Genomic DNA, 9547 nt, shown 5'->3' on the forward strand with positions numbered 1-9547 from the left:
TCCCGGCCTGACTGCTATCGTCGGCGCTTAGGCGGAGACCAGGGACGGGACATGAAGCGCATCACGATGGGGCTGGGCGTGCTGTTGGCGACGCTGGCGGCGCCAGCCGCGGCGATGACGTTCATGACGGTTGAGTATGTCTGCCCGATTGGTGGCGAGCGCTTCAGCGCCAGCACCATGGGCTCGGGCACGGCGTTCGGCCATTTCCTGGACGGGCGCGCGCATGGCGCCATCCAGTCGCCGTGGCCGCTGGTGGAGTGCCCGGGCAACGGCTTCCTGCTGTTCCGCGAGGCCTTCGACAAGACCGAGCTTGAGGCGCTGGGTGCCTACGTGCAGAGCGATGACTACCAACGCCTGCGCGGCATGGAAACCAGTTACTGGCGGCTGGCGCAGCTGCTGCGGGTGATCGGTGCGCCGGCCGCCGAGCAGGCCGGTGCGCTGCAGCGGGCGAGCTGGCAGGCCTCACCGGCGCAGTACCCGCGCTACGTGGCCGCCACGTCGGCCGCGTTCGCCCGGCAATGCCCCGATGGCCAGGCCGCGCGCGATGGCCAGTGGCTGTACTGCCAGATGCTGCTTGGCGAATGGGAGCGGCGGCTGTCGCGGTTCGAACCGGCGCGGGCGCGCTTCAACGCGCTGCTGCCGCAGGTGGCGGCCCTGGTGACCGGGCCGGATCGCGAGCGGGTGGCCAGGCAGTACGCCGCCGAGATCGCCCAGCAGCTGCAGCTTATCGACGCGGGCGACAGCCGGTCGACGATGGCGGTGGATGCCAATGCGCCGGCGGCTGCCGCGGCCGGCCCGGCTCCCGGTTCCGCGGCCGACGCGGCCTCGGCGGCCGATGCTTCCGCATCGCCGGTGGAAATGGTGGCCGGAACCACTGCGGATGCGGCGTCAATGGCCGCCGACGCGGCCGCCGACGCGGCCCGCGAGGCCAACGCCGATGCGTTGGCCGGCGAAGGGGATCGCTGAGCGTTCGGACAGGGCGTGCCTGCGCCCTGGTCAATCATGGGGTGAAGGGAGATGCCTGGGATGAACACGTTCAATCCGTACGCGGCACCGCAAAGCGCGGTGCTGCCGCCAGCGCTGGAGGGCAGCGGCGGCACGGAAAACTGCTGGCGTGACGGATCCGACCTGCTGACGCGGCCGCAGGCCGACCTGCCACGCTACTGCGTCAAGTGCGGCGAACCGGCAGTGGACTACCGCAAGCGCAGCTTCTACTGGCATTCGCCCTGGCTGTACCTGCTGATCCTGCTGCAGATGATCATCTACCTGGTCGTCGCGTTGATCGTGCGCAGGCAGGGCCAGCACCAGGTCGGGCTGTGTGCTGCACACCAGGGCCAGCGCCGCCGTTTCATCCTGATGGCCTGGCTGTCGCCGCTGCCGTTGATGGGCGGCTTCATGCTGGAGACAGGCACCACGATGCTGCTGGGCAGCCTGGCGTTCTTGGTGATGCTGTTCTGGGGCCTGATCGGAATGCGCATCCTCAAGCCGCGGCGGATCACCCGGGAGCTGGCGGTCTATGGCGGTGTCTCGCCGCGGCTGTTGGAACGGCTGCCGCGCTACCCGTACCGGCGCGACTGAACGTGCCCGTCGCGGCCGCTCAGGGCGTGTCCGCCGCCGGTGAATGGTCGAGCAGGAACTGGCTGATCTCCCGCCGCAGCGGCAGGTCGTCGGTGGTGCGGGCGAAGGCGTCGGCCTGGAGCGCGTAGTCGCGGGCGGCGTCGAGTTCGTCCAGGTTGGAATGGCGTTCGGCCAGCGCCAGGCAGATCGAGGCGGCGTAGCCGGCGGCCCCGGCGGCGGTGGCCAGCGGCAGGGCGCGCAGGTACAGGGCGATGGCCAGGCGGTCATCGCCGGTGAAATCGGCCAGGGTTTCCCACAGGAACGGATGGTCGCGGCCGGCGGCGGCCAGCGATTCGCAGTAGCGGCGCAGTTCGTCGTAGCCGGCTTCGGCGGCGTCGGCCGCGCCGGACTGGCCGGCGTCGATGATGCGGTCGGTCAGTTCCACGACGCGGGCGTGGATATCGGCAGGTATGTTCATCGGAACGCGTGGGCAGGAACGGGCGGCGGATTCTACGGGCTCAGTCCGGCAGGCGCGGGAAGCCGTGCGCGTCGCGTTCCTCGGCCACCGCCTGGTCCTGGATCTGCTGGCGCAGGTCGCGCCGCTGCAGCGGTTGCGCCGCGCGGCCGTGGCGGTGGTGCAGCGCATTGAGCAGGCACTGCCGCGCCAGCACGTCATCGCCCGCGGCGGCGAACCCTTCGCCCAGTTCTTCCCAGGCTTCGGCGCCGGCGCCCTGGGCGATGGCGCGGTGCAGGAACTCCTCGGCCTGGGTCCATTGTCCCTGGCCCCGCGCCAGCCGTCCCAGGGTCAGCAGCAGTGCCGGGCTCGATGCATGCGACTGCAGCCAGCGCTGCGCACTGGCGCGGCGCGAGTCGAGCTTGTCCACCGGCAGCTCGCCGTAGAGCAGGATCAGGCCGTCGTCCCAGTGGTTGTCCAGGGCCTGCTCGATGCTGTGCAGGGCGGTGTCGTTCCAGTTCAGCGCCACTGCGCGGCGGGCGTAGCGCGCCACCGCCGCGGGGGTCGCACGCAGTGCCTTGGGCAGCACTTCCCAACGTGCGGCCAGGGTGTTGACGTTGTCGGCTTCGTCGAGCATCTGCAGGGCCAGGCGGGTTTCCAGCGCGGCCAGGCTGTCGGCGGGCAGCGCCTGCTGCTGGCGCAGCGCGCCGAGCTGGCCATAGGCCTCCTCGGCGCGACCGGCGCGGGCCAGCGCATCGGTGCGCAGCCACAGCCCGCGCGGCGGCAGCGGCTGGATGGCCGCCAGGTCCAGGGCATCGATGGCCTGCTGCGGATTGTCGCGCTGCAGCCAGCGTTCGGCGCTGTGCAGTGCGTGCAGGGTCGCATCCTGCGCGGCCAGTTGCTGCAGGTACTGGCCGGCACTGGCGCTGTCGTCCCGCGCTTCGGCCGCGCGCATCGCCGCCACCAGTGCCACCGCGCGTACTTCCTTCTCGCCTGCGGCGCTGGTCAGCAGCTTCTCGGCACGCTGCCATTGGCCCCCGTCCAGCGCCTGCAGGCCGTCGATCAGCCGGGCCCGGCCCTGCCGGCGGCGGTAGCGCGCCCAGCTGCGGAACGGCGCGCTGAGCAGCGTCCACAGCAGCCACAGCAGCAGGCCGGCGATCAGCAGCGCCAGCAATGCCTGCGGCAGGGTGGCGATGTAGTCGTTGCCGCCGGCGCGCACGATCACTTCGCCGATGCCGCGTACCGATTCCTGTCCCAGCCATTGCGCGCCGAGGATGCCGATAGCGGCCACCAGCAGCAGGACCAACAGCGAACGGAATGCATTCATGGCGCCACCTTCCCGTCGCGCATGGCGCGCAGTTGTTGCAGGGTGCTGCCCAGTTCGGGCAGCGCGATGCGCAGGTCGACGCCGCGCAGTTCCGCCAGCTTATGGCGCTGGCTGCGCCGTTGCGGTGAATCCGGCCACAGCCGCAGCAGCCAGCCGTCCACGCGCTGCAGCGCCTGCCGCCAGCCCTCGCTGTCGCCACGTTCCAGCGCGGCGCGCGCCAGGGTCAGTTCGACCTGCAGCGCGTCGCCGGCGGCGACACGTTCGGAGCCGGCCACCAGCACCTGCGGGTCGGCCGGGCGGATCTGCACCAGCGGCGAGAGCATCTGCTGCCACCACGCCGGCTGCGCGTCGACCACTTCCGTGCCCTGCGCCGGCAGCGAATCCAGTGCCGCGGCCCACTGCGCGAGCTGGCCGGCGGTGCGTACCCGCACGCCGGGGCCGAGCGCATCGATCGCGCTGCGTTCCTGCAGCAGCGCCTGCCGCAGGTTCAGGTAGCCCGGGCTGTCCATGCTCTCCAGCACGCCGGCGGCCAGCCCATACAGGTGGCGGGCGCCATCCAAGTCGCCGGCATACACCAGGCGCTGCTGGGCCTGGCTGAGCAGCAGTTCGGCTTCGTCGCGGCGCACCGCCTGCGCACCCTGGTGCGAATGGTCGGCCAGGCGTGCCACGTTCTCCTCCAGCAGCGCGTTGCGCTGGCCCAGGCCGAGTACCTCGTCGCGCAGGATGCGGTGGGTGGCGGCGACATCCTGCAGGCCGCGGGCGTTGGCGCGCTGGTCGCGGCGCAGCGCCTCCACGGTCTGTTGCAGCGCGGTCAGTTGCTGGCCGGCGGCGGCGCGGGCGTATTCGGCCGTGCGCTGCGCCGCCTGCCAGCTGCGCCAGCCGAACCAGGCGGCCGCGGCCAGCGCGACCAGCAGCAGGATGGCGATGATCCAGCGCGCCATGGGGCGCCGCGAAGAAGGTGAGGAATCGTCGTTCATGGGGGTACGGCATCCTTGGCAGGCCGCCCAGCGGGCGGCGGCGGTGCGCTTCAAGCATCACCCGCGATGCAGCGCGGCTGCAAGCCGCGCGGACCGTTCAGGGCGCGTCGGGCGGGAACAGGGCGTTGCGGGCGGCGCTGGCGAGCTGGCCCGGCAGCGGGCCTGCGGCCACCTGCACCCGGGTGAATCCGAGCGTGGTGGCCTGTTCGGCCAGCCGCGCGCTGGCGGCGACCAGCGGCTGCTGCTGCCAGCGGCGGCGCAATGCCGGCGGTACCTGCGGCAGCACGCGTTCAAGCGCCTCGCCGCTGCTGACCGCCAGTACGCTGGGGGCATCGAGCGCCTGCAGCCGCGACCACAGCGAGGCCGGCACCTGCAGCGGCACGCGTTCGTACACGTCCACGCGCAGCAGCTGCGCGCCGCGCGCCTGCACCTGGGCGGCGATCATGCCGCGGCCGCCGGGTGCGGTGACCAGCGCCACCCGCTTGCCGTGCAGGTCGGCCATGGCCGGCAGTGCCAGCAGCCCTTCGCTGTCCATGCGCGCGGGCGCCGCCACGACGCCTGCGCCCCGGCGGCGCAGCGCGCGGGCGGTGCCCTGGCCGACCGCGACCAGGCTGCCGGCCTGCAACTGCCCCAACGGCATCAACCGCGCCGCGGCCGCGGCCGCCGCCGGACTGGTGAACACCAGCCGGTCGCAGGCCTGCGCCAGCCGCAGCTGGTCGCGGGTCGCGGCATCGTCGCGGGCCTGCAACCGCCACGGCGAAACCGCCACCGTGCGCGCGCCGCAGCGGGCCGCGGCGCGGCGCAGTCCGTCGTGCTGGCCCGAAGGACGCAGGGAGATCAGGTACCAGGCCGTGTCGGTCGGCACATAGGCGCGGCTGTTCATTCCATGCATTATGCGGGCGCTTTCCGTTTCCTGTTCCCGCACGCCCCATGTCCGATACCCCCGACCGTGACGCCCTGCTGCAGCGCCTGCAGGCCACCCTCGATGCAATGCCGCCGGTCGCGGCCATGGGCATCCGCATTGCCGGCTACGCCGACGGCACGTTGCGCCTGCGCGCGCCGCTGGCGGCCAACGTCAACGACAAGGGCAATGCCTTCGGCGGCAGCCTGGCCTCGGTGATGACCCTGGCCGGCTGGGCGCTGGTGAGCCTGCGCCTGGCGCTGGCCGGGCACGACGCCGAGGTCTACGTCGCCGACAGCAGCATCCGCTACCGCTCGCCGGTCTATGCCGACCTCGACGCCAGCGCATGCGCGGCCCCTGCACAGGACTGGGATGGCTTCCTAGCCCTGTTCGACAAGCGCGGCCGGGCGCGCATCAGCGTCTGCGCGCAGATCGATGGCGGCGCGGCCGAGCTGGAAGGGCGCTTCGTGGCCCTGGCCAGGGGGTAGGATGGTCCGGTTACGGGGAGATGCCATGCAACGACGACTGATCCTGTCCGCCATCGCCGCGCTGCTGGGCGTGGCCCTGACCGCCCAGGCCGCCGGCCCCAGCCGCGGCCAGCGCAACAAGCTCACCCAGACCCAGGAAGCCTATGTCGCGGCGGTGCGCTGGAGCGACTTCGAGGCCGCCGAGCGGTTCATCGACCCGGCCTACTGGCAGGCGCATCCGCTGACCGACCTGCAGCGCGAGCGCTACCGCCAGGTACAGGTCTCCAACTACCGCGAACGCTCCACCGGCGTGGCCGCGGACGGTGCCATCGAGCGCCGGGTGGAGATGGGCGTGGTCAACCGCAACACCCTGGCCGAACGCACGGTGATGGTGACCGAGCGCTGGCGCTGGGACCCGGAAGCCAAGCGCTGGTGGCAGGCCCAGGGGCTGCCGGACCTGTGGCAGGGCCAGTAGGGGCTGGCCGTCCCGCGGCCGGCTTGTGCGACAATCGCCGCCCGCTTGTCTACCCGTGACCCGAGTGAATTACGAAGAGCTGCTGGCCTTCGCTGGCCGAAACCCGATGTTGTCGCTGGCCTTCGCCGGCCTGACCATCGCCATCATCGTCACCGAGATCGCACGGCTGTTCCGCGGCTTCAAGTCGATCAAGCCGGCCGAGCTGACCCACCTGATCAACGGCGGCAACACGGTGGTGATCGACCTGTCGGCGGGCAGCGACTTCGAGAAGGGTCATATCACCGGCAGCCGCAACGTGCAGCCGGCCCAGTTGACCCCGTCGCACAAGCTGCTGGCCCAGGCCAGGCAGTCCCCGGTGGTGCTGGTGTGCCGCACCGGCAATGCCTCGTCCAATGCCGCCAAGGTGCTGAAGAAGGCCGGTTTCGAGCAGGTGTTCGTGCTCGACGGCGGCCTGCCGGCCTGGCAGGCCGCGGACCTGCCCCTGGTGAAGGGTCGCGGCTGAGCCTTCATTTGAGGTTAAGCCCTTGTGTGGGGGCCGCAGCGCCCCCATCGCAGGTCTGGTAACAATCCCATTCAACGAACGAACCGTTCTGGAGTCCTAGAGAAATGTCCGAAGAGCACAACAACGCCGTCGCGGCCGAAACCAACAACGGCCCGGCGTTCACCGTCGAGAAGATCTACGTCAAGGACGTTTCCTTCGAATCCCCGAACTCGCCGACCATCTTCAACGAGAACGTGCAGCCGGACCTGCAGCTGAACCTGAACCAGAAGGTGCAGCGCCTGTCCGAGAACGCCTTCGAGGTGGTGCTGGGCGTGACCCTGACCTGCAAGGCCGGCGACAAGACCGCCTACGTGGCCGAAGTGGAGCAGGCCGGCGTGTTCGGCCTGATCGGCCTGGAGCCGCAGGCGATCGACGTGCTGCTCGGCACCCAGTGCCCGAACATCCTGTTCCCGTACGTGCGCTCGATGGTGTCGGACCTGATCCAGGCCGGCGGCTTCCCGCCGTTCTACCTGCAGCCGATCAACTTCGAAGGCCTGTACGCCGAAACCCTGCGCCAGCGCCAGCAGCAGGCCGACGGCGCGTCGCTGGCCGACTCCGAGCCGGCCGGCAACGCCTGACCCGAGTCCATCCCTGCGGATGAGTACCAACGACGCGGAAAAGATCGCCGTCCTCGGCGCGGGCTCCTGGGGCACCGCGCTGGCCAGCCTGCTGGCACGGCATGGTCACCCGACCGTGCTGTGGGGGCGCGACGCGAACGTGGTCGAGGCGATCGACCGTCGTCACGAGAATCCCCGGTACCTGCCGGGGATTCCGCTGCCCGATTCCCTGCGCGCCAGCACCGACCTGGCCGGTACCGTCGCCGGTGCCCGCTGGATCTTGGTGGTGGTGCCGTCGCATGCCTTCGGCGAGACCGTGCGTGCGCTGGCGCCGCTGCTGCCGGCCGGCGCAGGCGTGGCCTGGGCGACCAAGGGCTTCGAGCCCGGCTCCGGCCGCTTCCTGCATGAGGTCGCGCGCGAGGTGCTGGGCCCGGACGTGCCGCTGGCGGTGGTCACCGGCCCGTCTTTCGCCAAGGAAGTGACCCTGGGCCTGCCCACGGCGATCACCGTGCACGGCGACGATGCCGACTTCACCCAGCAGGTGGCCGATGCGATGCATGGCCCGGCGTTCCGCGCCTATACCGGCGAGGACATGGTCGGTGCCGAGCTGGGCGGGGCCATGAAGAACGTGCTGGCGGTGGCCACCGGCGTGGCCGACGGCATGCAGCTGGGCCTGAACGCCCGCGCCGGCCTGATCACCCGTGGCCTGAACGAAATGCTGCGGCTGGCCGCGGCCATCGGCGGCAAGCCCGAGACCCTGATGGGCCTGGCCGGGCTGGGCGACCTGGTGCTGACCAGTACCGGCGACCTGTCGCGCAACCGGCGGCTGGGGCTAGCGCTGGGACGCGGCCAGAGCCTGGCCGAGGCGGTGAAGGAGATCGGCCAGGTGGTCGAGTCGGTGCAGACCGCCGACGAGGTCATGCGCCAGGCCGGCCGCCACGGCATCGACCTGCCGATTTCCAAGGCGGTGCAGTCGGTTCTGCACGGCGAGCTGAGCCCCTCCGAGGGCCTGAAGCAGTTGCTGGCACGCGAGCAGAAACCGGAGTACCCGGAAACGCTGTTCAAGTAGAAATCAGCGAAGATGAAGCAAAAAGCCCGGCGATGCCGGGCTTTTTTGTTGCCATCTTGCGGGCGCCCGCAGGCCCGGACGCAAGCGCGCATTCCGCCCCGCTTCGCCGGACCTGTCCTGCCGTCAGCGGCGCTGGCGCAAAAGAAAGAGCCCGGTCGGGGAGGACCGGGCTCCGGGGGCGCGGGGGAGAGAGAGCACGCGCCCTTGAAACGATGTCGCGATGGCTTACCAGGTGAAGCGCGGACCGACGAACCACTCCTTGTCGCCGCCCTTGCCCAGCTTCACTTCGCCGCTCACGCCCCAGTTGGCGTTGAACTTTGCGGCGGCGCCGACGCGGCCGTAGAACTCGCCGTCCGGGTTGTAGCCGGCCTTCTTGCTGTAATCCTCGTAACCGGCCAGCGCATAGCCTTCGATCATCGGGGTGAAGGCGGTACGCACACCGACTTCGGCGCTGTAGCCGTTGAAGGTCGGCAGGTACTGGCGGTCGAAGCGCTGGTAGGCCACGCGGGCCAGCAGGTCGGTGTTCGGGGCCACGCCGTAGTTGTAGCCCACGCCCACGCGCCACTGGTCAGCGTCGAACTTGTTCTTGTCGGTCTCCTGGGCGCTGTAGTCGCCGAAGACATGGAAGTTCGGGTGCACCGCCACCGAACCCTTCACCTTCCAGCCATCGGCGTCGCCGTTCTTGGCATCGGTGTTCACGTAACCACCTTCCACGTAGTTGTAGGACAGGCCATCGGTCGCCGACGCAGCGAACGGCAGGGCGGCCAGCAGGCCCAGAGCGATCAGGGAAGTCTTCATTACGGATTACCTTTTTTATTTTGGTTTGATCGATCCGGCGGATGCGGCTTGCAGGTCGACAGGTGTGAATTATCCGTTAGCCAACGGAATCGCCCCTGAATATAAAACTGACCAGTACATAAATTAGTTGGCGCCGCCGGGAACTTCCCGGCGGTTCCCTAGACGGGCAACCAAAGTTGTTACCTCTTTTGAAGCCATAGTTGTTGATTCAGGGGCTAAGGCGCCAACAACTATGGTGTCAGGCGGCAAGCAAGACTTCAGTGCGTCATCATTGACGCAGCCGAAGCCGGCTGCCGCGCAGCCTCCAGAGCAGAAGGGATTAGGTAGGCGTTGTTCTTCCTCCGCAAAGCCAACTCAACTGCCACGCTCCGCGTGGAGGCAGTCGATCTTGGGATGCTCGACGAGTGGACCGGCCAGCCTTTCG

At 70.0% G+C, this 9547-nt stretch carries 12 protein-coding genes; 7 read left to right on the forward strand and 5 right to left on the reverse strand.

Features of this window, described 5'->3' with window-relative positions; all coding sequences use genetic code 11:
- The first annotated feature begins 51 nt into the window (after nt 1-51).
- Nucleotides 52-966, forward strand: a complete 915-nt coding sequence (locus ABB33_RS14320; protein ID WP_056932554.1) for a hypothetical protein — start codon at nt 52-54, stop codon at nt 964-966.
- A gap of 60 nt (nt 967-1026) precedes the next feature.
- The gene (locus ABB33_RS14325; RefSeq protein ID WP_056932555.1) at nt 1027-1578 is read left to right on the forward strand and encodes a hypothetical protein; all 552 of its coding nucleotides are present in this window, start codon (nt 1027-1029) and stop codon (nt 1576-1578) included.
- Between the two features lie 19 nt (nt 1579-1597).
- Here ABB33_RS14325 and ABB33_RS14330 read toward each other — a convergent pair whose 3' ends face one another.
- From ABB33_RS14330 to ABB33_RS14345, 4 genes are all read right to left on the reverse strand, one after another.
- A complete protein-coding gene (locus ABB33_RS14330; RefSeq protein ID WP_056932556.1) occupies nt 1598-2035 on the reverse strand; it encodes a hypothetical protein in 438 nt (145 codons plus the stop codon).
- Between the two features lie 40 nt (nt 2036-2075).
- Nucleotides 2076-3338: a heme biosynthesis protein HemY gene (locus tag ABB33_RS14335; protein WP_056932557.1), complete on the reverse strand. Its 1263-nt coding sequence runs from the start codon at nt 3336-3338 to the stop codon at nt 2076-2078.
- Nucleotides 3335-4315: a uroporphyrinogen-III C-methyltransferase gene (locus ABB33_RS14340; RefSeq protein ID WP_056932558.1), complete on the reverse strand. Its 981-nt coding sequence runs from the start codon at nt 4313-4315 to the stop codon at nt 3335-3337. The genes ABB33_RS14335 and ABB33_RS14340 overlap by 4 nt, the downstream gene beginning before the upstream one ends.
- 97 nt (nt 4316-4412) lie before the next feature.
- Nucleotides 4413-5198, reverse strand: coding sequence for a uroporphyrinogen-III synthase (locus ABB33_RS14345; protein WP_056932559.1), 786 nt, complete (start codon nt 5196-5198; stop codon nt 4413-4415).
- 47 nt (nt 5199-5245) lie between these two features.
- On the opposite strand from ABB33_RS14345, the gene ABB33_RS14350 reads away from it, so the two are divergent.
- From ABB33_RS14350 to ABB33_RS14370, 5 genes are all read left to right on the forward strand, one after another.
- Entirely contained in the window at nt 5246-5704 is a 459-nt protein-coding gene (locus ABB33_RS14350; protein ID WP_056932560.1) for a YiiD C-terminal domain-containing protein, read from the forward strand.
- Nucleotides 5705-5729: 25 nt separating this feature from the next.
- Nucleotides 5730-6158, forward strand: coding sequence for a hypothetical protein (locus ABB33_RS14355; protein ID WP_056932561.1), 429 nt, complete (start codon nt 5730-5732; stop codon nt 6156-6158).
- A 64-nt stretch (nt 6159-6222) separates the two neighbouring features.
- On the forward strand, nt 6223-6660 hold the full coding sequence (locus tag ABB33_RS14360) for a rhodanese-like domain-containing protein (RefSeq protein WP_054662255.1): 438 nt from the start codon (nt 6223-6225) through the stop codon (nt 6658-6660).
- 104 nt (nt 6661-6764) lie between these two features.
- Complete coding sequence (secB, locus tag ABB33_RS14365) at nt 6765-7277, forward strand: protein-export chaperone SecB (protein WP_054662258.1); 513 nt, start codon at nt 6765-6767, stop codon at nt 7275-7277.
- A gap of 19 nt (nt 7278-7296) precedes the next feature.
- Nucleotides 7297-8325 carry an NAD(P)H-dependent glycerol-3-phosphate dehydrogenase gene (locus ABB33_RS14370; protein ID WP_054662261.1) on the forward strand — a complete coding sequence of 343 codons (1029 nt, stop codon included), beginning with the start codon at nt 7297-7299 and terminating at the stop codon, nt 8323-8325.
- A gap of 225 nt (nt 8326-8550) precedes the next feature.
- Here ABB33_RS14370 and ABB33_RS14375 read toward each other — a convergent pair whose 3' ends face one another.
- Nucleotides 8551-9123 (reverse strand): OmpO family porin, encoded by a 573-nt coding sequence (locus ABB33_RS14375; RefSeq protein WP_054662264.1) that lies wholly within the window; start codon nt 9121-9123, stop codon nt 8551-8553.
- Between the last annotated feature and the right edge of the window lie 424 nt (nt 9124-9547).

The organism is Stenotrophomonas acidaminiphila, assembly GCF_001431595.1.
GTDB classification, from domain to species: Bacteria; Pseudomonadota; Gammaproteobacteria; order Xanthomonadales; family Xanthomonadaceae; genus Stenotrophomonas; species Stenotrophomonas acidaminiphila.